Origin of the sequence: Streptomyces sp. P9(2023) (genome assembly GCF_032436795.1) — a bacterium.
Lineage (GTDB): Bacteria > Actinomycetota > Actinomycetes > Streptomycetales > Streptomycetaceae > Streptomyces.
Map to the genome: position 1 here is coordinate 31,103 of NZ_JAUPWM010000050.1, position 19,790 is coordinate 50,892.

Annotated in this window: 28 protein-coding genes; 6 read left to right on the forward strand and 22 right to left on the reverse strand. The window is 66.8% G+C overall.

Annotated features, from left to right (window positions below):
- Positions 1–30: 30 nt before the first annotated feature.
- Positions 31–1,701 (forward strand): glycosyl hydrolase family 28-related protein, encoded by a 1,671-nt coding sequence (locus Q5762_RS34370; protein WP_315896234.1) that lies wholly within the window; start codon positions 31–33, stop codon positions 1,699–1,701.
- Here Q5762_RS34370 and Q5762_RS34375 read toward each other — a convergent pair.
- On the reverse strand, positions 1,691–2,992 hold the full coding sequence (locus Q5762_RS34375) for an MFS transporter (RefSeq protein WP_315896235.1): 1,302 nt from the start codon (positions 2,990–2,992) through the stop codon (positions 1,691–1,693). The two genes, Q5762_RS34370 and Q5762_RS34375, sit on opposite strands and share 11 nt — an antisense overlap.
- Positions 2,993–3,139: 147 nt before the next feature.
- Between Q5762_RS34375 and Q5762_RS34380 the strand changes: the two genes are divergently transcribed.
- Positions 3,140–3,898, forward strand: a complete 759-nt coding sequence (locus Q5762_RS34380; protein ID WP_315896236.1) for a phosphoglyceromutase — start codon at positions 3,140–3,142, stop codon at positions 3,896–3,898.
- A gap of 82 nt (positions 3,899–3,980) precedes the next feature.
- Here the strand turns inward: Q5762_RS34380 and Q5762_RS34385 are convergent, their stop codons facing one another.
- The 13 genes from Q5762_RS34385 to Q5762_RS34445 all read right to left on the reverse strand — a co-directional run bounded on the left by Q5762_RS34385 (position 3,981) and on the right by Q5762_RS34445 (position 11,889).
- Complete coding sequence (locus Q5762_RS34385; RefSeq protein ID WP_315896237.1) at positions 3,981–4,421, reverse strand: hypothetical protein; 441 nt, start codon at positions 4,419–4,421, stop codon at positions 3,981–3,983.
- A gap of 59 nt (positions 4,422–4,480) precedes the next feature.
- Positions 4,481–5,716 (reverse strand): site-specific integrase, encoded by a 1,236-nt coding sequence (locus tag Q5762_RS34390; protein WP_315896238.1) that lies wholly within the window; start codon positions 5,714–5,716, stop codon positions 4,481–4,483.
- Complete coding sequence (locus Q5762_RS34395) at positions 5,716–5,916, reverse strand: helix-turn-helix domain-containing protein (RefSeq protein ID WP_315896239.1); 201 nt, start codon at positions 5,914–5,916, stop codon at positions 5,716–5,718. The genes Q5762_RS34390 and Q5762_RS34395 overlap by 1 nt, the downstream gene beginning before the upstream one ends.
- A gap of 2 nt (positions 5,917–5,918) precedes the next feature.
- The gene (gene repSA, locus Q5762_RS34400) at positions 5,919–7,262 is read right to left on the reverse strand and encodes a replication initiator protein RepSA (RefSeq protein ID WP_399495381.1); all 1,344 of its coding nucleotides are present in this window, start codon (positions 7,260–7,262) and stop codon (positions 5,919–5,921) included.
- Between the two features lie 47 nt (positions 7,263–7,309).
- Positions 7,310–7,501: a hypothetical protein gene (locus tag Q5762_RS34405; protein WP_315896241.1), complete on the reverse strand. Its 192-nt coding sequence runs from the start codon at positions 7,499–7,501 to the stop codon at positions 7,310–7,312.
- A 92-nt stretch (positions 7,502–7,593) separates the two neighbouring features.
- Positions 7,594–7,926, reverse strand: a complete 333-nt coding sequence (locus Q5762_RS34410; protein WP_315896242.1) for a SpdD-like protein — start codon at positions 7,924–7,926, stop codon at positions 7,594–7,596.
- Between the two features lie 11 nt (positions 7,927–7,937).
- Entirely contained in the window at positions 7,938–8,093 is a 156-nt protein-coding gene (locus Q5762_RS34415; protein ID WP_315896243.1) for a hypothetical protein, read from the reverse strand.
- Positions 8,094–8,109: 16 nt separating this feature from the next.
- Positions 8,110–8,301: a mobile element transfer protein gene (locus tag Q5762_RS34420; RefSeq protein ID WP_315896244.1), complete on the reverse strand. Its 192-nt coding sequence runs from the start codon at positions 8,299–8,301 to the stop codon at positions 8,110–8,112.
- 6 nt (positions 8,302–8,307) lie between these two features.
- Complete coding sequence (locus tag Q5762_RS34425; protein WP_315896245.1) at positions 8,308–8,484, reverse strand: hypothetical protein; 177 nt, start codon at positions 8,482–8,484, stop codon at positions 8,308–8,310.
- Between the two features lie 21 nt (positions 8,485–8,505).
- The gene (locus Q5762_RS34430) at positions 8,506–9,189 is read right to left on the reverse strand and encodes a DUF2637 domain-containing protein (RefSeq protein ID WP_315896246.1); all 684 of its coding nucleotides are present in this window, start codon (positions 9,187–9,189) and stop codon (positions 8,506–8,508) included.
- Positions 9,190–9,272: 83 nt separating this feature from the next.
- Entirely contained in the window at positions 9,273–10,628 is a 1,356-nt protein-coding gene (locus Q5762_RS34435) for an FtsK/SpoIIIE domain-containing protein (RefSeq protein ID WP_315896247.1), read from the reverse strand.
- A 2-nt stretch (positions 10,629–10,630) separates the two neighbouring features.
- The gene (locus tag Q5762_RS34440) at positions 10,631–10,972 is read right to left on the reverse strand and encodes a hypothetical protein (protein WP_315896248.1); all 342 of its coding nucleotides are present in this window, start codon (positions 10,970–10,972) and stop codon (positions 10,631–10,633) included.
- Positions 10,973–11,109: 137 nt separating this feature from the next.
- A complete protein-coding gene (locus tag Q5762_RS34445; RefSeq protein ID WP_315896259.1) occupies positions 11,110–11,889 on the reverse strand; it encodes a GntR family transcriptional regulator in 780 nt (259 codons plus the stop codon).
- Between the two features lie 18 nt (positions 11,890–11,907).
- Here Q5762_RS34445 and Q5762_RS34450 point away from each other — a divergent pair, with 18 nt between their 5' ends.
- Together Q5762_RS34450 and Q5762_RS34455 are read left to right on the forward strand one after the other, a co-directional pair.
- A complete protein-coding gene (locus tag Q5762_RS34450) occupies positions 11,908–12,375 on the forward strand; it encodes an NUDIX domain-containing protein (RefSeq protein WP_315896249.1) in 468 nt (155 codons plus the stop codon).
- Positions 12,376–12,434: 59 nt separating this feature from the next.
- Positions 12,435–12,605: an e9imm peptide gene (locus tag Q5762_RS34455; RefSeq protein WP_315896250.1), complete on the forward strand. Its 171-nt coding sequence runs from the start codon at positions 12,435–12,437 to the stop codon at positions 12,603–12,605.
- 448 nt (positions 12,606–13,053) lie between these two features.
- Here the strand turns inward: Q5762_RS34455 and Q5762_RS34460 are convergent, their stop codons facing one another.
- From Q5762_RS34460 to Q5762_RS34490, 8 genes are all read right to left on the reverse strand, one after another.
- A complete protein-coding gene (locus Q5762_RS34460) occupies positions 13,054–14,802 on the reverse strand; it encodes an ABC-three component system protein (RefSeq protein WP_399495375.1) in 1,749 nt (582 codons plus the stop codon).
- Positions 14,799–15,044: an ABC-three component system middle component 6 gene (locus tag Q5762_RS40100; protein ID WP_399495377.1), complete on the reverse strand. Its 246-nt coding sequence runs from the start codon at positions 15,042–15,044 to the stop codon at positions 14,799–14,801. The genes Q5762_RS34460 and Q5762_RS40100 overlap by 4 nt, the downstream gene beginning before the upstream one ends.
- The gene (locus Q5762_RS34465; RefSeq protein WP_315896252.1) at positions 15,028–15,936 is read right to left on the reverse strand and encodes an ABC-three component system protein; all 909 of its coding nucleotides are present in this window, start codon (positions 15,934–15,936) and stop codon (positions 15,028–15,030) included. Before Q5762_RS34465 ends, Q5762_RS40100 begins: the two co-directional genes overlap by 17 nt.
- A 471-nt stretch (positions 15,937–16,407) precedes the next feature.
- Complete coding sequence (locus Q5762_RS34470) at positions 16,408–16,755, reverse strand: hypothetical protein (RefSeq protein WP_315896253.1); 348 nt, start codon at positions 16,753–16,755, stop codon at positions 16,408–16,410.
- Positions 16,752–17,498, reverse strand: coding sequence for a GntR family transcriptional regulator (locus Q5762_RS34475; protein WP_315896260.1), 747 nt, complete (start codon positions 17,496–17,498; stop codon positions 16,752–16,754). Before Q5762_RS34475 ends, Q5762_RS34470 begins: the two co-directional genes overlap by 4 nt.
- Positions 17,495–17,719 (reverse strand): hypothetical protein, encoded by a 225-nt coding sequence (locus Q5762_RS34480; RefSeq protein ID WP_315896254.1) that lies wholly within the window; start codon positions 17,717–17,719, stop codon positions 17,495–17,497. Before Q5762_RS34480 ends, Q5762_RS34475 begins: the two co-directional genes overlap by 4 nt.
- A gap of 199 nt (positions 17,720–17,918) precedes the next feature.
- Positions 17,919–18,080 (reverse strand): hypothetical protein, encoded by a 162-nt coding sequence (locus Q5762_RS34485; RefSeq protein ID WP_315896255.1) that lies wholly within the window; start codon positions 18,078–18,080, stop codon positions 17,919–17,921.
- 147 nt (positions 18,081–18,227) lie between these two features.
- Positions 18,228–18,506 carry a hypothetical protein gene (locus Q5762_RS34490; protein WP_315896256.1) on the reverse strand — a complete coding sequence of 93 codons (279 nt, stop codon included), beginning with the start codon at positions 18,504–18,506 and terminating at the stop codon, positions 18,228–18,230.
- A gap of 79 nt (positions 18,507–18,585) precedes the next feature.
- Between Q5762_RS34490 and Q5762_RS34495 the strand changes: the two genes are divergently transcribed.
- Together Q5762_RS34495 and Q5762_RS34500 are read left to right on the forward strand one after the other, a co-directional pair.
- A complete protein-coding gene (locus tag Q5762_RS34495; RefSeq protein WP_315896257.1) occupies positions 18,586–19,341 on the forward strand; it encodes a GntR family transcriptional regulator in 756 nt (251 codons plus the stop codon).
- Positions 19,342–19,436: 95 nt separating this feature from the next.
- The gene (locus tag Q5762_RS34500) at positions 19,437–19,688 is read left to right on the forward strand and encodes a hypothetical protein (protein ID WP_315896258.1); all 252 of its coding nucleotides are present in this window, start codon (positions 19,437–19,439) and stop codon (positions 19,686–19,688) included.
- Positions 19,689–19,790: the final 102 nt, after the last annotated feature.

Genomic DNA, 19,790 nt, shown 5'->3' on the forward strand with positions numbered 1-19,790 from the left:
ATGGATGGTTGGTTGCGGGAGGGCGGGCTCATGGGAATCAGCAGGAGACAGTTCGTGGGCGGTGCGGTGGCGGTCGGCGCGGCGGTGACGACGGCGACGACGACGGGATTCGCCCCGTCCGCGTCGGCCCACACGCGCCCGCGCACCGCCGCCCTCTGGGACGAGTTCGCCGACGCCCCCTACACCCACCCCCAGATCCCCTACGTGGGCCGCGCAGGCGCCCGCCGGGGCGCGACCCGGCTCAGCCGGCCCCCGGTCGTGGCGAACGTCCTCACCTACGGGGCCGCCCCCGACGGCTCGGCCGACTCCGCCCCCGCGATCAACCGGGCGCTCGCGGAGGCGGGGGAGCGCGGCGGTGGCACGGTCCTGATCCCGCCGGGGACGTACCGCATCGACGACTTCCTCCACATCGGCCACAACGACGTGGTGCTGCGCGGCGCGGGTTCCGGCCGTACGAAACTCATCGCGACGAAGAACCTCACCGAGCTGATCGGCCAGTACGGTTCGCGCTACGGCGGCGACAAGTCGGCCTGGTCCTGGGCGGGTGGCCTGATCTGGCTGGCCCCGAAGGCCCGGCTCGACTCCCTCGTCGGGGCGATCCGCGCCAAGGCCTGGCCCTTCGAGGGCTGGACCGGCAACAAGCGCGACGAGTGGCAGACCCTGACCACGGTCCGCCCGGCGCGGCGCGGCGACTGGTCGGTGACGGTCGACGACCCGTCAGCCGTACGCCGGGGCCAGGTCGTTCTGCTGCGCCTGGTGGACGACGCCGACCACACGCTCCTGGAGCACATGGCGGGCGGCGGCGCCGGACCGGAGTCGTACCACTGGGACGACAAGACCAAGCTGACGTCGTACGTGCCGCACGAGTGGCCGGTCCGCGTGCTGTCCGTAAGGGGTCGGAAGGTAACGCTGGAGCGCCCGCTTCCGCTGGACGTCCGCCCGGAATGGGACCCGCGCCTGACGACCTCGGCGGAGCCGCTGACGGGCGCGGGCGTAGAGGGCCTCACCCTGGAAGCGGTGGAGACCCCCCAGCCGGTCCACCTCCTGGACAAGGGCTACAACGGCGTCACGTTCCAGTGCGCGTACGACTGCTGGGCCGACGACATCGTCGTACGGCACGTGGACAACGGCTTCGGTCTGGTCGCGGCCTCGGCGTGCACGATGCGCCGCACCCGGGTCGAGGGCCGGGGCTCGCACCACCCGTACTTCTGCCGCGAGGGCGCCCACGACAACCTGATCGAGGACTTCCGCATAGCGGCCCGTACGGTCCCGGCGCCGACGGGGACGCAACTCCACGGCATCAACGTGGAAGGCCTGTCGAGCTACAACGTCTGGTCGCGCGGCGTGATGGAGATGGGCACCTTCGACACCCACCGGGGCATGCCGTTCGCCAACGTACGGACGGAGATCACGGTCGACAACAACGGCCGGCACGGCGGCGACGCCTCGGCCGGCCCGCTGTACGGCGCCCGCTTCACCCACTGGAACGTGACGGTGACGAACGGCCGCGCGGGCCTGGTCAAGATCGACACGATCGCCCCGTACAGCGCGACGGTCGGCATCAGCGAGGTCCGGGAGTTCGACCAGATCGACGTCCCGGACTTCACGGGGGAGCTCCACGCGCGCGTGGAGGCGTACGGGAATCCGGGTGCGGTACGCCCCCGGAACCTGTACGAGGCCCAGCGGATGCTCAGGCGGTGACGGACGACGTGGACTCGGCGGCGCCTCCGGGCTTGGTCTCCGGACCCGGCCCCGCGGCCCCGGGCGTCGTCGGCTCTTCCTCGTCGAGGACCTTGCGGAGCCGGGTGACGTAGCCGAGGGCGGCGACGGTGCCGATCGCGGCCGTGGCCATCCACAGGAAGTCCGGGCCCGGGCCGTCGACGACCCAGCCCGCGAGGATCGGCGCGAGGAAGCCGGACAGCGCCCAGGACATGCCCATGACGCCCTGGTATCGGCCGCGGGCGTGTTCGGGGGCGAGCTTGGCGGTCGCGGCGGCGTTCGTCGGGACGTGGACCATCTCGCCGATGGTCCAGACGACGACGGTGACGGCGAAGACCAGCGGGGTGCCGGCGAGCGCCGTCGCGCCGGTGCCGGCGGCGAAGAGCACCGAGGAGACGGTGAGCAGCATCGCCGGGGAGCGCTTCTCGGTCACCTTGTTGACCAACAGCTGGAAGGCGACGATCACGACGCCGTTGACGGCGATGACCGCGCCGTACGCACCCGGTGCAAGACCCGCGGCCGCCATCGTGAGCGGCAGCCCGACCCAGGGCGCGGTGAAGACGAGGCAGACGAGGAGGTTGAGGAGGACGAGCGTACGGAACGGGGTGTCGCGCAGGACGTCGAGGACGCTGACGCGGTCCTTCTCGACGATCTCGCCGGCCGGGTTCCGCCTGGCCTCGGGCCGGGTCTCCGGCAGCCGCAGGAAGACGATCAGGGCGCAGAGGGCGACCGCGACGGCTTCGACGACGAAGAGCGTGCGGTAGCCGAGGAAGATCGCGGCGCCACCGCCGAAGGCGGCGACGGCGAAGCCGAGGTTGAGGGCCCAGTAGTTGAGGGCGAAGGCCCGGCGGCGGTCGTGCTCGGGGACCATGTCGGTGATGGTCGCCTGGATCGACGGCCGGACGGCCTGCATGGAGACGCCCATCAGCAGGACGACCGCGGCGACGCCCCAGGCGGTGGTGACCACGGCGAGGGCGGCCGCGCAGCAGGCCGTCACCAGGTGCATGGTGACCATCGTGGGCCGGCGCCCCCACTTGTCGGTGAGGGTCCCGCCGAGCGGCGAACCGGCGACGCCGCCGAGCCCGTGCAGGGCGAGGACGAGCCCGGCGAACCAGGCGGAGTGCCCGAGCTCCTGGGTCAGGTACAGCGACAGGAACGTGAGGACGAAGGCGCCGGTCCGGTTGACGAGGGTGGAGAGCCAGAGCCACCAGAAACCGTGGGGGAGACCAGAGACGGTGGCGCGAGCTGATCGTCTGAGTGACTCGATGGACATGTGTGGCCGGCTCCCCAAGCATGTAAGCGTCCCAATCCGGATCCGAAACTTACGGGCGTGGGGCTCCCGGACGCCACTCAATTGACGGTGGGCGTCAACCGTCGACCGTGCGCGCCACGCCTCGGGGCGTCGATTAGGCTCGGACGCATGGCCGACGCACCGTACAAGCTGATCCTCCTCCGCCACGGCGAGAGCGAGTGGAACGCGAAGAACCTGTTCACCGGCTGGGTGGACGTCAACCTCACCGAGAAGGGCGAGAAGGAGGCGGTCCGCGGCGGTGAGCTGCTCAAGGACGCCGGCCTGCTGCCCGACGTACTGCACACCTCCCTCCAGAAGCGCGCCATCCGCACGGCGCAGCTGGCGCTGGAGTCCGCCGACCGCCACTGGATCCCGGTCCACCGCTCCTGGCGTCTGAACGAGCGCCACTACGGTGCGCTCCAGGGCAAGGACAAGGCGCAGACGCTCGCGGAGTTCGGCGAGGAGCAGTTCATGCTCTGGCGCCGCTCGTACGACACCCCGCCGCCGGTCCTCGAGGACGGTACGGAGTTCTCGCAGTCCGGGGACCCGCGCTACGCGTCGATCCCGAACGAGCTGCGTCCGCGCACCGAGTGCCTCAAGGACGTCGTCGAGCGCATGCTGCCGTACTGGTACGACGGCATCGTCCCGGACCTGCTGGCCGGCCGGACGGTCCTGGTCGCCGCGCACGGCAACTCCCTGCGCGGCCTGGTCAAGCACCTCGACGGCATCTCCGACGCCGACATCACGGGCCTGAACATCCCGACCGGCATCCCCCTCGTCTACGAGCTGGACGAGAACTTCAAGCCCCTCAAGCCGGGCGGCACGTACCTCGACCCGGAGGCGGCGGCCGCGGCGATCGAGGCCGTGAAGAACCAGGGCAAGAAGTAACTTCTTGCGTGATCAAGGCCCCCACCTGCGAATTTGTCGCCGGTAGGGGCCTAGTCCGTGACCGTGGGCCGCCTGTGGGCCGTCAGGGGTTCGCCTGCTCGGCCTCATACCCCTCTGGGATGCCGTGGGACCATCCGGCGATGTGTGACAGCGGCCCACGCCACAACGACAACGAGATCCGAGTCTCACCAGTCATGACCGTGGCATCGCGCAGGTGTGCGAACGTCTGCAGATGCGGCTCCTCGGACAGCCCTTCCCGCAACGTGGCCATTGCGCTGCTTAGGGTTTCTCCGATTTCGGAGTGCGCCTGTGTCACTTGTTCCACCCACAGCGCGTGCCACTCCTTGGGCGAGATCATCTTCCCCGCGACCACGGCGCCGTTCACGTTTAGGATTACGCCGATGCTTGAGCCCTCGGCAACTGATGTGTATAGGGACAGGATATGAAGGTATAGATCCTGGTCAGGTCCGGCCGTGTGAGGCTCCAGGGCGTCTTCATCGGGCTCGTTGCTCGCGTCGGTCATGCCGCCACCTCCTCGCGCATGGGAGAGCTTTGTGAGAAGCATCTGTGCCTCTTGGGGTCTCAGCATGTCCACTGTGAGTAGACCGAGGCCACAGCCTTCCGGGTGCGCTCCCGACTGCTGGGCATCAGGTGGGCGTACACCCGCAGCGTCAGACCGGGGTCGGAGTGCCCGAGGTACTCCGCAAGAGCCTTGACGTTCTCGCCACCGTCCAGGAGCACCGAGGCGTAGAAGTGCCTCAGCGCATGCATCCCGTGTTCGCGGGCCGCTGCGTAGGTCTGCTCGCCTTCCTCACGATCCGGGATCACCCCCGCGGCCGCAAGCGCGGGCTTCCAATGGTCGGTGTTGAACATGTTTCGCCAGACGTGGTTTCCAAGCGGCGCCGTGAACACCAGCCGGTGCGTCACCAGCGGCCCGCGCTGGGTCATCCACGGAAGCGTGATATCCGAAGGAGGGAACTGCTTCATGTGGGCGCGCAGCGCATCCGCGACGGGCCCGGGGAGCGGGACGTCCCGGAGCTTGCCGCCCTTCGGCGGAGCGAACACGGGCTTGCTGCGGCTCAGCTTGAGCTGCCGTACGACGTGCAGCGTGTCCGTCTCGAAGTCGATCGCGTCCACGGCGAGCCCAAGGATCTCCCCCTGTCGCAGCCCGCATCCGGCCCCGGCGTCGACCATCGCCTGATACCGCTCAGGGAGCTCTCCCCGGACTGCGAAGACCCGGTCTGCCGTCCACGGCACGACCCGCTTCGCCTCCACCGGCGGCGCCTTGACCGATCGTGCGGCACACGGGTTCTTGGCCAGGTGCCCATCGTCCACGGCGGCGTTCAGAACGGTCCGCACGTTGGAGTAGATGACCCGCGCGTACGAGCCGACGACGCCGGCGTCCTTGAGCTCGGTCACCCAGTCCCGGATGTGCTCGGGCTTGAACGAGCCGAGCGGCCGGGAGCCGATGTACGGGAACGCGTGCCGCCGGATCTGCGACTCCATCGAGAAGCCCGTGTTCGGGTCCGCCTGGTGGTTCCGCAGCCACCTCTCCCCGTACTGCTGGAACGTGGTCCGGGCCGACCGGGGGTCGACGTACTGCCCCCGGGACATGTCGGTCTCGATGTGGGCGAGCCACTGATCCGCAAGCCGCTTCTGCTTGTCGGGGAAGCTCTTGGACTTCTCCGTACCGTCGGGACCGACGTACCGGGCGCGGTAACGCATGCCAGTCCCGTAGCGCTCCGACTTGACCCGGCGGGACTTGCCGTCGGGGCCGGTTTCGGTCCGGTACCAGCGGTCCTGGATGTGGCCGGCCATCAGGCAGCCTCCTCGCTGTTGAGGAGCGAGGAAACCCAGATACCGACGTCCTCGGGGTCGTAGCGCAGATGGACCCCGACCCGGAAGCCGCGTGGACCGGTGCGCTTGCGGCGCCACTGGTAGACCGTTTCGAGGGGAACACCAAGGAGGTCGGCCAGGTCCACGGGCGTGAGGTAGCGCTGTGGAAGTGCACGGGCCATGGTCACCACTCCCCGTTGGTGTCGGTTGCTTCGAGTTCGGTTCGGATCTCTCGGACGGTCTCGCGGTTGAGCTGGATGTCGCGGGCGATGGACGCGGCCAGGGCGGCTTCCCCCGGGGTGTGGCCTTGGCCGGCGTACTGCCACGAGGCGAGGACGAGGACGGTGTCTGGCTCGACGTCGTCCAGGCCGCGGGCGGTGCGCTCCTGGGCGGCGCGGTAGTCGGCGCGGGTCTGGCGGAGGTCGCTCAGGGTGGTGGAGTACCGGCGGGACTTGGTGGAGAAGTGGCCGCGGAATCCGAGCATGTGGGCCCACGCCATCAGCCGACGGTCGGGGTAGAGCGGGTCGAGGTCGAAGCAGGCTTCGACGAGTCGGCGCGTGTGGTCGGGGACGCCGAGGAGCAGGAGTGCTTCGCGGTTGCCGATGCGGCGGTCGAGGCTCCCGGTGGTCTCGGCGGCTTTGGTGGCGTACTTGGCGATGTAGGAGGCAACGGCCTGCTCGGTGATGTCGGAGCCGTCCCCGAAGGCCTTGACGGGCCGGATGTCGAGCTGGGTGCCCCAGCGCAGGCGCCGTAGCGGCTGGTCGCTGGCGGCGGGGACTGTGATGGTCGTGTACGAGTGCGAGGCAGCGCCCTGGATGGCGGTAGTGAGGAGCTCGGTCGTGGCCCAGGAGGGTGGTGGGGTGTCCGGCCCATCGGGTCCGTCGAGGCGGATCACGGCGTGGAAGTGGACGGCTCCGCGCTTCTGGAACTCGGCGACCTTGCCGTACGAGAGCCGGGCGACCTTCTTCAACTCCCGCTGCGAGAGACCTGCGAAGGCGGCGATCTCCCTGCGAAGGCGGGTCGTGAACCGCTGCCAGAGTTGTCCGGCGTGGTTGTTGAAGAGCACGGCGCCCGGGTAGTCGTAGGTGTCCGGGTCCAGCGGGGTGCCGAGGGCGTGATCATCTTCGGCGTGGTGGGTGCCGCAGCGGCATGGCCGGTTGTCGGGGCGGTTGTGGACCTGGCCGAAGGACGGCGCGGTGAGGGTGAGGAACACGCGCGGTTGGTCGCGGACGGTGTCGGGGATGTCGCGGCGGTCATCCCCAGCGAGGCCGGCCCGGATGAGGTGGTAGGTGTCGCCGGCGTAGGTCCAGGCGCAGGCCGGGCAACGGGAGGCTCGCCGGTTCCCGCAGGCGATCCGGAGCCGACCACCCGGCTCGGTCTCAGTGGAGTAGCGATGCAGAGCCTCGCCAGTGGTCTTGTCCCGGGTGAGCGTCCAGCCGGTCAGGTGGATCGGGTTCGAGCAGCCGCCGGTTCGATGGATCTGCTCGCGCCAGCGGTCGAAGCCAGGAGCTCCGGCCACCCGCAGCATGTCGCCGAGGGTGGCCGGGTTCAGGCCCACGATGGTCGCGTTGTCGGTCACGCGGACACCGCCGTGGAGGTTGCCGGGCGGCGGGCCAGGAGGGTGCCGACGCCGTTGCAGGCCGGGCAGTGGGCGGTGATGGTGCGGAGGTGGCCGTGGTGGTCACGGCCGCCGAGGGTGATGGCGGCGGAGGCGTGTCCGTCGCAGTTCGAGCAGGTCTGGGCCGAGGCATGGTTGTGGTGAGCCATGATGGGCGCGTTCCTTCCGGTTCTGAGGACTGGCTGGGGCGCGGCTCCCGGGCGGCGGATGCTTGGCGGTATCGAGGCCGCCCGGGGGCCGGTCAGCGGTGCTTGTGCTGGCCGTTGAGGAGTGAGCGCAGGACGACGGCGCAGACGGCGACCGAGGCGGCGCTGATGGCGACGGCGAGGAGCATGGAGACCAGGACCGTGCCGACGATCAGGACGAGTCCGGCGCCGCCAGCAACGACCGTGACGAGGCCGGTCGGGGGGAGACGGACGGCCGGAACCTGAGTGAGGGGCGCTGCTTGGACGGGCGCCGGGGTGTGGTCGTGGTTGCAGGCCATGGGCTCGACGCTGACGGTGGTGGTCGGCCGGGAGAGCGGGGCAACGAGGCCGGTCGGGAGCGGGTTGACCGGGACACGGGGGCGGAGCATGGCGGTTCTCCCTACTGGATGGTGGAGTCGACGAGCGGGGCGAAGACGCTGTCCGCGAGGAGGTAGCCGCCGAGGAGGATCACGACGACCAGCCACCACGGCGGGCGGATGAGCTTGATGCCGAGCACGCCGACGACGATCAGGGCGAGCCAGAGCGGGACGTCCATGACGTGATCTCCCTTGTCAGCGGGGGTGGCAGCGGTGGCTGCGGGCGGCGAGCTGGGCGGCGGAGGAGCTGGAGTATTCGGCGGACCAGCCGCAGCCGTCGGCGGTGCACACGGCCGTGTGCTTGGTGCGGCCATGGCGGTCGCGGCGGGTGCCGATCTGTACGGGGCCGATCCGCATCACGGAGTGGAAGTGATCGCGAGCGGGCATGGCTGGTCACGGCTCCCGGGTGAAGTCGTCGGCGTGGTCGGTAAGCCACTGACGGATCTCGGCCGACTCGCACTCGTCGGCGGCGAGGATCACGGGCTCAGCGGTGGCCACGGCTTCGACGAGGCGGTTGTTCCGGGTCAGTTCGGCGGCACGCTCCAGGGCGTGACGGGTCGACTCGCGCATGACGGGGTTCTCCTTTACTGATCAGGCGAGTTGGGCGGCGATGGCGTCGGCCATCACGGCCGGGACACCGAGGCGGGCGCGCAGGGTGTCGGAGTCGATCGGTGCGCCGGTACGGGCGCGGTGGTCGTCGGCGACCTTCCGGGCATGGGCGACCAGCGCCGGCGGGACAGCTGCGGCAGAGGGTGCGGGTGCCGGGTCATGTGTCGGCACCGGCTCGACGGCAGGCAGCACCGGGGCGGGATCAGGGCTGGCCTTCAGCCCGGCCGAGCCGTCTCGCTCGATGACCGCGTCGACGGTCGGGGGCTCCACGTTGCTGGCGACCGCCTCGGTGACGGGCGGGGTGTGGACGAGGAGGGTGCCGCCCAGGAACGCGAGGGCAGGCCAACCGGCGACGAGGATGCGTAGCCAGTCCGGAACATGGCCGAGGTCGAGGAGTCCGGCGGTGGCCACGTTCGCGCCGAGCGACGCGGCCAATGCCACGGCGAACCAGCTCCAGGCCGAGCGAGCGGGGGCGCCCGCCGCCCGAAGGGTCCGCAGTCGACGCCAGGCGGCGACCAACAGGAGGTCGACGGAGACGGGGTAGGCCCACGCCTTCCAGCCCGTCTGCCCAGCGGCTTCGGCCAGGTCGTGAAGGTGAGCGAAGGACAGGGCGCCAGCGATCACGGCTTGTACGAGGACAGCGTCCGGTCGCAGCGTGGGGCGCATCGCGGGTCCTCCTTCCGGTTTCAGGCATGGGAGGGGTAGGGAAGTGGCGTGAGGCGGTCACGCCGACCGTGGGGCGGGGCGTGTCAGGCGATGACGGGCGCCGTGCCGGCTGTGGTCGCCGGGGCCTTCGCCATGCTCGGCAGGACCGGCCGGAAGGCATCCAGGGCCGGGATCTCCGGGGTCTGGTGGGCGTGGGCGTTGCAGGTGTTCACGGCCCGCCGGAGGGTGAGGTGCGGGGTGCGGATGCGGACCCAGCCGCCGGCGGAGTCACCAGCCACCGCCGTACCGGGCCGGTCTGTGGGGATCTGGATGGTGGCGAGAACGGCGTCCGGTGCAATGTCGCCGAAGGCCATGTTGGCGCTGGTCTCGTCGTTGACGCGGTGCGCAGTGCGGCCGGTGAGCTGGGCGCGGAGCATGGTGATGCCCTTGCCGAGTTCGGAGCCGAAACGCTGGCCGCAGATTTCCAGATAGATGCCGGCGGCGCGGCCGAGCTGAGCGAGGCGTACCAGGGCGGTGATGATCCGGTCCCGGCGCTTCTCCTCTTCCTTCGTGGCGAACAGCGCGAGCTCGGCGACCTCATCGACCACGAGCACGATCGGTGTGGGGCACAGGTGGTCGGGGAGGTCCCAGATGTCGGCGGTGATCTCCACATCCGGGATGTCGGCGCTCAGCCGCTGTTCGCGGCGGATGACTTGGTAGACGTCGGTCATGTGCTCGACGAGCGCGTCGAGGAGTTCGGCGGCGGTGTCGGGGTTGTCGGCGAGTGCGGTGAACCGGCGTGCGAGCGGGGCGAGTTCAACACCTTGCTTGCAGTCGATGCCGACCAGGGCGACATCCAGCGCGGCGAGACCGGCGACGAGGTTGCGCTGATAGACGGACTTGCCGGACTGGGTGGCTCCGACGTTGAGCGCGTGCGGGGTCTGGCGGTAGTCGCGGTAGTAGACCTCTCCGTCCTCCCGCATGGCGACCGGAACCCGCATCACCCCACCAGCGGCAATCGCAGGCATCTGCACGCGCTTGAGGACGTCGTAGCCGGTCATCCGCAGCTCGATCACACCCGAGCGAATCTCACGAGCGGTGACGTTCTGCATAACGAACGAGTGCCGCAGACGATCCGACGCGGCGGAGAAGTCGAACGCGTCCTGACCTGGCCGCAGCTTCACCCGCATGACCAACCCCGTCCGTGTCGGTCGCAGCCGCAGTATCCGAGGTGCCCGGGGTTCCGGAACGGGCCGGTTCGCCATCCGGGCCAGAGCCAGCCGCCAGCGCGAGGCCGGGACGGTCAGCCCGCAGGCGTCCATGACCGTCGCGTACCGGACGACTACCCGGACCACGGCGAACAAGATGCCGAAGGTCATCCAGTACCAGGCCGGACGCTGCCACCGCAGCAGCAGTGCGACCGAGGCAACCAGCGCCAGTGTGACCGCTAAGACGGTCATGATCAGGCAGCCTTCGCGGCGAGCGAGGTGACCGCGACCGCGCGGAAGCTGATCCCGTGCCGCTTCTGACCATTGAACTCGTTCTCCCACGGCCGAGCCACGACGCCGGTCAGCGCGACCGGGGTACCCATGGTCAGCTCCTCGGAGATGCCCGTCTGCGGCACGGTCAGGCTCAGGATCTCGGCGTTGCCGCCCATGACGAACATGACGTCGATCGTCATCAGCGTGGCACCGGTCTCGCGGTCGGTGGCTACCTCACCGGTCTGACGGTTCGCGATCTTCGGGGACGCGGGCTGGGCCACCATGACCATCGCGGTGGAGGTGTCGACGGGAATCTGACGCACAGCGATCACTCCTCTATAAGGGTTCGACTCCGTCACTCATGTATATGAGTGACATGAAGAAGAGTGCCCGACTCCTGTACATGAGTCAACCCGCCGCGAGAAGAAATCGCGGCGGGCTGCTGGGAGTTGAGCGAGCGTCAGTCTGTGGCGGGGATGCGGTAGCTGAAGACGAACTGGTCAGCGGCCATGAGGGTGTCGCAGACCTCAACCACACGGCCTGCCTCGGTGACCGCATCGCGGATGAGGTGAATGACGGGCGCACCAGGGCTCAGGGCCAGTTCGGTCGCCTCAGCCTTCGCTGCCGGCCGAGCTTGAAGCGTCTCCACGAACTCGGCGAAGGTGTGGCCGTCGTCTTCCAGGCGAGCGTAGATGCCGCCAGGGCCAGGGTTCTCGGCGAACAGCTCGGGGATGTCCTTCACGACGTCCCACGGCAGGTAGGACGTGGCGGTCTCTACGGGGACTCCGTTCCGGAAGTACAACCGCCGACGGGCTAGCACCTGGGTACCTGTGTCCACGTCGAGACGCTGGGCGATCTCCTCGGGTGCCTCGGTCGGGCCGATGTAGAGGACGCTCACCTTGGCCGTGGCGCCGGCCTTCTCGGACTCGGCCAGGTACGCAGCCTTGCCGCCCCGACGGTGGGAGGCCCGGAAGCGATCGGAGGACCGCAGCCGTACGGGCGGTCGGTCCTTCACGATCGAGCCCTTGCCATGACGGGTGTCGACCAGCCCACTGGCCCGGACCTCCGCCATGGCCTTACGGATCGTTCCACCCGCGACGCCGTAGCGCTGGACGAGCTCCGATTCGCTGGGCACCAGGTCGCCGGGCTTGAGAACGCCCGCCTTGATCTGCTGGACGATCTCATCGGCGATCTGAACGTACCGAGGTACGGACCGGTCACCTCCTGCAGGAGTTCCCACTGTCCTCTTCACTCTCCTATGCTCCTGTACATGAGTAACAGCGCCCGCGGAGCCCAGTCAACGCCACTGCACTCAGTGTCGGTGGCGGGAGCAGTCGTCCGCGACGACGGGCGCCTCCTGGCAATCCGTCGAGCGGACAACGGAACTTGGGAGCTCCCCGGCGGTGTCCTCGAACTCACCGAGTCGCCGGAGGAAGGCGTCGTCCGTGAGGTCCTGGAGGAGACCGGCATCCACGTAGATGTGGACGAGCTGACCGGCGTCTACAAGAACACGTCGCGAGGCATCGTCGCCCTGGTCTTCCGCTGCAAACCGTCGGGCGGCGCGGAGCGAACCTCCGACGAGTCGACGGCGGTCTCCTGGCTCACACCCGCGGAGGTCGAGGAGCGGATGGCTGAGGTCTACGCGATCCGCCTCCTGGACGCACTCGACGCCAACGGCCCTCACGTACGCAGTCACGACGGCCGCCGACTGATCGCGCAGCAGTGAGCATGCAACCGGCACAGAGGATGACCCGAGAGGTAGCAATTCCCCTCGTCCAGCGCCTCATGTCCGCCGACACAGTCGACGAGGCGGAGTCATCCGAGATCCTGTCAGTCCTTGAGCGAGGCTTGGCGTGCCCGCACATCAGCAACTACATCGTCTGGGACTTCGACCCTGAGCTGACAGCCGAGCAGATCGTCGACAAGGCCCTGGCCTACCGGCCGATCGCCCTCTGAAGGGCAGCGCGGTAAGAGTTTCTCTACTTCATCAAGGCACCCGCCGCGCACGGCGCGGCGCGTGCGGCCCGTCGTCCGGGCCGCCGCTCCTGTCTACGCCCCGCTCCGGCCCGGCCGCCGGCCGCACGCCTGACGGCTCGGGTTGATGGGGGGAGGGGACCACGTGGAGGGCCGGGACGACTGCCCAAGGCGCGAGTCAGAGAGATGCCTCCGGCGGGGGCGCTCAGGCTCCGGGATGGAGGGGCCCGTGGGCGTCTGCGGGAAGCGGCGTGGTGAGCGTGGGGGCTCCCATCCCGCCTACCATCGACCCAGGCAGAGCCGAGCAGACACGAGTCCTGGCGTCCAGGTCGTTCGTACAGTGGCGCGCTCCACCTGGACGCCAGGACCCGCGCCCGCTCCACGGTGTGTGGGTCGACGGCAGACGGGATGGGAGCGGGGGGACGTATGCCTATCGGAATCTAATCCCGAACAGCCCGCCATCCTCATACTTGTCCGTCAAACGAACAGGAAGGATGACGGAGTCAAGATCCGTATCGCCCAAGGGCGGAAGTGTGTCACTGTTGAGCGTAATGAGGTGTTGGTAGCCCCGCGCTTTGCATTCCGCAGACCCAGTTCTGATTGCCGCACCAACCTGTCGACTGTCGACGCCATCAAAGATGTGACTGTCGTGGGTCATGAATCGCGGAGATCGACCCAAGGGGAGTGCAATGTTGACCAACGTAAGGTCAAAGCAGTACGTGAGCATGTTGGTGATTCCCTTACTCCTCTCGCCATCAATACTCACGCTAAACTTCGGCCCGTTATCGGTGTTGGAGATGGCCAGCAAGCCTCCCCGATCACCGTAGATGGAGTGTGACAACTCCTGAAATACAACTGCAGCACTGTCAATGCTGGACGAACGCTCCCGAAAATCTCGCTGTAGCCTTTCCTGCAACTGCTGTCGCTCAAGTCCGAGCGTAACTTGCTGCGATTCGAGAGCCTCTGCGGCCTGATACTGCTTGCTCAGCCTTTCCGCCTCAGTCTCGCGGCGGCCTAGCTCCTTCTGGAGCTCGGTGAAGGTCTCGAGAGCCCCGCCGGCCTTCAGTAGTTGCATGACTTCAGCGCGCCGGGCATCGAGCGCTTTGATCTCGTTTTCACGTGATGAAATACGAGCCTCAGTCGCGACCACTTCTTCACGCAAGTAGGCGCGCCGGTTAGAGATCACCGATTCGTGGAATCTGCGTACATCGTCGTATGCGGCAAGCGCGACACCTGGGAGTTCAACCCCAGCCAAATCGTAGAGAAGCCTGAGGTTCTCTGGGTCGGGTACCGACTCATTCCTTGAGTCGTCGCTCAGGCGGTCCAAGTAGCGGCGATCCAGCGTGTTCTCGTCGTTGCAGCGCGAGATATTCTTGCTGAGTCGAGCTGCCTCTCTTTGAAGCTCAGAATACTCGTCGACCACTCGGAAGCTTTTGAGTTGTTCGTTCAGCCGTGCGACTCCAGCCTGGGCGATAGCAAGCGACGCCCGCAATTCGGCAGATTTGCCGATGGGGTCACCTACGGCCCCGTCCTTCGCCGCCTTCTTTAGCTCCTTCAGAGACTTCTCGCGCTGCCTGACAGACTCCCAATCCCTTGAAATAGACCAGTCGAGTCCCAGGAGATACGAAAGATTGATCTGCTGATCGGCCGTGGACTGCTGGCTGGTGTGCTTGATAGCTTCCTGAAATCCGCCGCTGGATTGGCGTCGAATCAAGTAGGACAGCAGAGAGCGCGGAGAAGGCGATGACACCACAGGGGAATCTGCCCCAGAGAGTCCGAACCAGTGCTTACCGATGAGAGACTTCCATACGGTGTTCGAGACTGTTGCACTCGACGACCCGAGGACCGTCTCCCACCCGTCAACACGGACTTTGGACGGCTGGGCGCCTGACCGACGCACCTGGATTAGTCGAGATCCCTCGCCTGACGTTGTCTCAGAAATCTCCATCTCAAGACCGAAATCATGCGAGACCAATGCTTCGTTACGGAAGATGCTGCTTGGGTCTGCGTTGCCGCCCAGAAGGAAATGGAGCAGTTCAATGAGGCTGCTCTTCCCTACGCCATTCCGAGTGTCAACATCTTTCGACTCTGGTGTGACATCGGCCAGCAAGATATTAAGTCCTGGCCGGAGTCTGATCTCTTTGAAGGAATCAAGTGAGCTGAAAATTCTCGTGATCACGACGCCCGCCTAAGTGTGTTCGCAGGACCCGTTCGAATTGCTCCGACTGTGAAGAGGAGGTCAAGTGCCAGAACGAACCAATCGAACGTCAAGGGAGTGGAGTCTGCGTGCTGGGACCTATCTAGCCTAACTAGATGCCATAGGCCGCTGACGGTGCTCGGCTCCTCCAACTCCTTGATGATTTGAGCACCAATAGTGAGGAGAGCGCGGTCGGCAGGGATTCCCTTAGTGGGGAGAATCATTCTGACCCTCCTCTGGGCGCAAGAATATGTCGCACTCCTCAAAGAAGTAAGCCAGAACACCGTAAACGCCAACCTCTCGGGAAGGGTTAGACGGCCCAGTGCCCGAAACCCACTTGCGGAGCTCCCAATAGATATCGTCGGGTCCCAGACCAAGCTTTCGAAGGTCAGAGTATTTTTCCGAAAAGGCCTGCGCAGTTTGGTCTCGAAGCAGTTCATCGCTTACTCGCATGTAGTAACTCCTGACTACATGCGCAGGCTGCATGCCCATCTTGATTAGGGATCGAGTCGAGTCCGAAAGAAGGTTGTACTCGATCTTATCTTCGGGCACAGGTCGACGATCAGGACGGGCGGGGACCCGAGCGCGCTCTAGATGGTCAAGCACGGGCTGAATCTGCTCCATCCCGGCTTCAATGAAGTCCTCGAACGTGGGGACGTTGGGAAACAGTGACCGCAGATCGGCCATGTCCAGGTCCATTACTCTAGAGCGAAGTGCCTCTCTGCCCCATGGGGTCGCAACGCTTGCACCTTGAGCCTTATTTATCTCCAGGATGACCTTCAAGGCATCGGGCCCGAGCCCTTCGCGGTCGTTATGCACGAATACCCAGCTATCAAGGTACTCGTTCCAATGTGGCAAGCATCCCGCGAAGTCTGTCTCTACCTTTTTCCTAATCCCGCTGGCGGTCGGTTTTCTTGGGGCGTATACCGCAAAGACCCTGCGCTGTGAGATCACGTACCCATCATTCTTGCGATCTCCAGCCTTTCCCCATGGGCGGACCCTGACGAAATCCCCATCGGGGTGCACCTTTTCCATAATCTCGGAAAAGAACTCCTGGAACTCATCTTCGAAGGACTCTTGGTAGCGATCACGGAAAGCCATCTCGTAGAGCGCCATGATGCGATCGTTCACCTAACCCCCTTGAGCCCCAAAAATGTAGTCAATATCCCACAAGTGGCTCCTGCCATCAACGCCGATGCGCGACGAACGTGTGACCGGTAGCTGCGAGGTTCAGTCCACCTAGACGACTAATTTGGGAACCCAAGGTGCGGCCCATCTGGTGACAGCAAGACCATTGCGAACACCCAGAAGGAAGCCTGAGCTGCGGCGATGCATGGTGCACCCCCGACCGACGGAGGCGCGTGCATCAGGCGCCATCATGGCGCTTGCTGGGCAACTGATCGCGTTTGCTGGGGACGGAGTGCCCGACGGACGTCGCCTGAACCAAGGAGACAGTGATGCCCCGCAGGACGGATCAGTCAGCTTGGCTCTGGAGCGCTGCGATGGTGAGACCGCTAGGCGCAGGGCCGGATCCAACGACAGGAGCCCCAGACTTGATCTGGGGCTCCTGTCGTTGGGTGTGCGTTGCTAGCCGAAGGACGCCGCTGGGAGTCGAAGGCCCTCGTCGTTTCCTCCGCCAGCGGACCGATCCGGAGTCGGCAGACGGTGACCGCGGCTCTCCGCCACGCGTAGGGCGTCTCTCAGCGCGCGGGTCAGCTTGGTCGCCAAGAGCCGCAGCTCATCCGGTTCCGTCTCCTCGTCGCTGATCACCTCCAGCGCGTGCTTCAGGAGTTCGCCCGCCAGGCCAAGCTGTGCCGCTTCGGTGTTGTCGGCTAGGCGGGACAGGTGGCCGCCGCTCTCGTCGGTGCTCAGGAAGCAGGGCTTGCCGTCGGGTCCTGACCACGGGAGGAGTCGCAGCTCGTCGTGGGCTGTCATGCTCTTGTCCCCCTCTCGGCGTTCGAGTGGTGGGTAGTGGTGAAGATTGCGTCGGCACGGTCGGCAGGTAGTACCAGGAGCGCCGCCTCGACTACGCGTCCGGTGGTGTCGGCCACCACGCGTCTGATCGCGAGAACGGCCAGGGCAGAGCTGATTCGCAGAGTCGCCGCTTCCTCCGGAGTCGGGAGGCGAGCGCTGATCCGCTCCCGGATCTCGGCCAGTGGCGGGCGGAGTTCTACCAGCCTTGCCGTCACGCCTTCGCAGCAGGGAGACTCGCTCGGCATGTCGGCCGGCGCCAGGTCGCGAGGGACGTAGATGCGGGCCAGGCTGTGCGGCGACCTCCCTTCGTGGCTGAGGCAGAGGAATTCGGTCAGAGGGCTGCTTGCCGAGACCTTGAGCAGGGTGGTCAGGTGCCCTCGCGCACGGAGGTTGGTCGTGCGGACGCTGACGCGCAGAGAGGTACAGGCCGCATCCGGCGCGCCGGGTGTGCGACCACCGCCGACGTACGTGATGCGTTGTAGGCGTTGGCGGACGAAGTTCCCCTTGCCGTGGATCTTCTCGACGAGCCCTTCGCCCTGGAGGACGGCGAGGGCGCTACGGAGCGTGGGTGTGCTGACCGTGTACTGGGTGGCGAGTTGAGCCTCGGAAGGGAGGCGTTCGCCGGCTTTGAGGCGGCCGGTGGTGATCTGTGTGCGGAGATCATCGGCGATGACGTGACGGCGGGAAGCCACGGAGTGAATCACCACTTCCTCAGCATCCGCAGGGCGACAAGCCGGGTTCGGGAGTGCATGGTGAGCAATTCGCCCGTCTCGAAGAGGAGCCGCTTGGCCCCGCCAGGAAGTTGGAAGAGGTCGACCACGCGACAAGGCTGACCACCGACCTGGACGATGTCGCCTCGCTGCACGCTGGCCGAGGTGATCTCCACGGTGGCGGCCAGAGCGCCGCTGGGTACCCATGTCCTCATTGGGGTACCTCCCTCGGTGCGCCGGGGGTGCCCGCCGTGTGGCAGGAGCAGTCGCACGCCTCGTATACCACGGGGACGCCGACCGGTGCCGTTGCGGGGGAGGACTGTGCGCACTCCTGGTGGGTGCCGATCCGGCACGAGCTTGATCGGTAGGGGAGGGTTTTCACGCGTGTCACCCGAGGCTGCTGGCGAGGAGGCATCAGAGGGCCTCCGCCGGCGCGAACGAGGTGTGCGCGAAGAAGGCGTAAGGCACGGCCGCCGAGCGCAGCCTCGCATGCTCTTCGCTGGCCAGTACGTACGGGCGGACGAGCGCGGTCTCCTCACCAGCAAGAACGTCCGTGCGGTCTTGACCCCGCCCCATGAGCAGCGTGGGCAGGTCGGAGAGTCCGAGGTGAACGACGGTCGGGCGGACGGGCGTTAAGGGTCGGCGGTGCCGGCCCTTCGGGAGGTGTCGCGTTCTGGTGCGCGATACGGCACGGCGGATACGGTTGAACACGCTGATCAGCTCCTATTGCTGATGGCCAGGTCCCCGGACATCGCCCGTCGCGGGGACCGCTTTGCGTACGGCGGCCCATAAGGTGCGGCCGTTCAAGCTGCTGGCGAGAAGCCCGAATCGATCGGCCTCTGCCACCACTTCCAGGACCTCCCGCCATGACTCGGCGGGGAAAGATTCCGGCACCTCCGCTTCGATCGACGTGTGTCGGGCGTGCTGTTCCAGGCGCGTGGTGAGTCCGAGGGCGGACAACCGGGCGGCGATGCCCTCCGCGCTTGCTGCCGAAGCGGGCACAGGAGAGCCTCCGTCGCCAAGGGATCACGTTGCGTGAAGCTAGTTAACTAGATTAGGGCTAGTGGACTAGATTTTCCATATGCCTGAGCAGCCGCCGTATCTCCGCATCGCAGACGAACTCCGTCGGCGGATCGCGGAGCACGAGTGGGTGCCTGGAGACCGGCTCCCCTCACGTGCCCAGATCGGCCAGCAGTGCGGCGTCGGTGAGAACGTCGTCCGGCGGGCGCAGGAGCTGCTTATCTCCCAGGGGGTCCTGGAGGGGCGCGCAGGTTCCGGCACGTACGTCTCGGAGCCGCGTCAGCGGGTACGCGTGGTCCGTTCTTCGGCACGTGAGCAGGGCGGCGCTTCGCCGTTCCGAGCCGACATGAAGGCCCTTGGCAAGCAGGGGGACTGGGAGAGCCGGACCGAGGCCAAGGTTCCGGCGCCTGCGGAGATCGCGGCGCGGCTCGGTATCGCTGAGGGCGAGCCGTGCGTCCGTACCGTGTACGAGTTCCTCGCCGCTGGCAGGCCCGTGCAGCTATCGACGAGCTGGGAGCCGTACGACTTGACCGCCGGCAGCCTTGTCGTCCTTCCCGAGGGAGGGCCTCACGCTGGGGCGGGTGTTGTGAATCGGATGGCCGAGATCGGCGTCACGGTAAGCCACGCCGTCGAGCAGCCGGAGCCCCGGCAGGCGACTGCTGAGGAGGCGTCGCTGCTGGGTATCCAGAAGGCCGCTCTTGTCACGCACATCCGGCGGACGTACTACAGCGACCAGGCGCGGCCTGTGGAAACGGCGGACATTGTCGTTCCCGCCGCACTGTGCGAGATCGTCTACGAGGTTCCCATCAGTCGGTAGCGGGCAGCGCCCCTATTTCGGCTGACTAACTGGCCCTCTGGCGCGAGAGCCGGCGATTCGGTTGTCGCCTACGGCCGGAGGGTAGTGACTTCGACGTGACTGACGACCAGAAGAAGGCTATTCGCGATCTAGTCCGCCAGCTGGGCGAAGGCGTCCGCGAACCTCACTACCGCCCTGCGCACGAAGCAGCCGAGAACATCTGCTCCGGGGTCTACGAGTTGATCCCTGTCGAAGTCCATGACCTCGTACACGAGGCAGCCTTGGCCGGGTATGCAGCCGCACTTAGCGACCTGGAGGAAGGCAAGTTGGACGACCGAGTACGAGAGCGGTTCGGGCTCCTCGACTGATCGCCCGTTGATCGCTACCGGACAACTAGTACTCCAGCTGTAGATCGTGATCCTGCTGGTGGGGGCGGGTTCGGGAACGGGTACGGCCACCGATGATCATCG

What these genes read in the sequence shown, in the direction of transcription:
- Q5762_RS34370 (WP_315896234.1), top strand. Translation starts at nt 31, where the DNA reads ATGGGAATCAGCAGGAGACAGTTCGTGGGCGGTGCGGTGGCGGTCGGC.
- Q5762_RS34375 (WP_315896235.1), bottom strand. Translation starts at nt 2,992, where the DNA reads ATGTCCATCGAGTCACTCAGACGATCAGCTCGCGCCACCGTCTCTGGT.
- Q5762_RS34380 (WP_315896236.1), top strand. Translation starts at nt 3,140, where the DNA reads ATGGCCGACGCACCGTACAAGCTGATCCTCCTCCGCCACGGCGAGAGC.
- Q5762_RS34385 (WP_315896237.1), bottom strand. Translation starts at nt 4,421, where the DNA reads ATGACCGACGCGAGCAACGAGCCCGATGAAGACGCCCTGGAGCCTCAC.
- Q5762_RS34390 (WP_315896238.1), bottom strand. Translation starts at nt 5,716, where the DNA reads ATGGCCGGCCACATCCAGGACCGCTGGTACCGGACCGAAACCGGCCCC.
- Q5762_RS34395 (WP_315896239.1), bottom strand. Translation starts at nt 5,916, where the DNA reads ATGGCCCGTGCACTTCCACAGCGCTACCTCACGCCCGTGGACCTGGCC.
- repSA (WP_399495381.1), bottom strand. Translation starts at nt 7,262, where the DNA reads ATGCTGCGGGTGGCCGGAGCTCCTGGCTTCGACCGCTGGCGCGAGCAG.
- Q5762_RS34405 (WP_315896241.1), bottom strand. Translation starts at nt 7,501, where the DNA reads ATGGCTCACCACAACCATGCCTCGGCCCAGACCTGCTCGAACTGCGAC.
- Q5762_RS34410 (WP_315896242.1), bottom strand. Translation starts at nt 7,926, where the DNA reads ATGCTCCGCCCCCGTGTCCCGGTCAACCCGCTCCCGACCGGCCTCGTT.
- Q5762_RS34415 (WP_315896243.1), bottom strand. Translation starts at nt 8,093, where the DNA reads ATGGACGTCCCGCTCTGGCTCGCCCTGATCGTCGTCGGCGTGCTCGGC.
- Q5762_RS34420 (WP_315896244.1), bottom strand. Translation starts at nt 8,301, where the DNA reads ATGCCCGCTCGCGATCACTTCCACTCCGTGATGCGGATCGGCCCCGTA.
- Q5762_RS34425 (WP_315896245.1), bottom strand. Translation starts at nt 8,484, where the DNA reads ATGCGCGAGTCGACCCGTCACGCCCTGGAGCGTGCCGCCGAACTGACC.
- Q5762_RS34430 (WP_315896246.1), bottom strand. Translation starts at nt 9,189, where the DNA reads ATGCGCCCCACGCTGCGACCGGACGCTGTCCTCGTACAAGCCGTGATC.
- Q5762_RS34435 (WP_315896247.1), bottom strand. Translation starts at nt 10,628, where the DNA reads ATGACCGTCTTAGCGGTCACACTGGCGCTGGTTGCCTCGGTCGCACTG.
- Q5762_RS34450 (WP_315896249.1), top strand. Translation starts at nt 11,908, where the DNA reads ATGCTCCTGTACATGAGTAACAGCGCCCGCGGAGCCCAGTCAACGCCA.
- Q5762_RS34455 (WP_315896250.1), top strand. Translation starts at nt 12,435, where the DNA reads ATGTCCGCCGACACAGTCGACGAGGCGGAGTCATCCGAGATCCTGTCA.
- Q5762_RS40100 (WP_399495377.1), bottom strand. Translation starts at nt 15,044, where the DNA reads ATGATTCTCCCCACTAAGGGAATCCCTGCCGACCGCGCTCTCCTCACT.
- Q5762_RS34465 (WP_315896252.1), bottom strand. Translation starts at nt 15,936, where the DNA reads ATGGCGCTCTACGAGATGGCTTTCCGTGATCGCTACCAAGAGTCCTTC.
- Q5762_RS34470 (WP_315896253.1), bottom strand. Translation starts at nt 16,755, where the DNA reads ATGACAGCCCACGACGAGCTGCGACTCCTCCCGTGGTCAGGACCCGAC.
- Q5762_RS34480 (WP_315896254.1), bottom strand. Translation starts at nt 17,719, where the DNA reads ATGAGGACATGGGTACCCAGCGGCGCTCTGGCCGCCACCGTGGAGATC.
- Q5762_RS34485 (WP_315896255.1), bottom strand. Translation starts at nt 18,080, where the DNA reads ATGGGGCGGGGTCAAGACCGCACGGACGTTCTTGCTGGTGAGGAGACC.
- Q5762_RS34495 (WP_315896257.1), top strand. Translation starts at nt 18,586, where the DNA reads ATGCCTGAGCAGCCGCCGTATCTCCGCATCGCAGACGAACTCCGTCGG.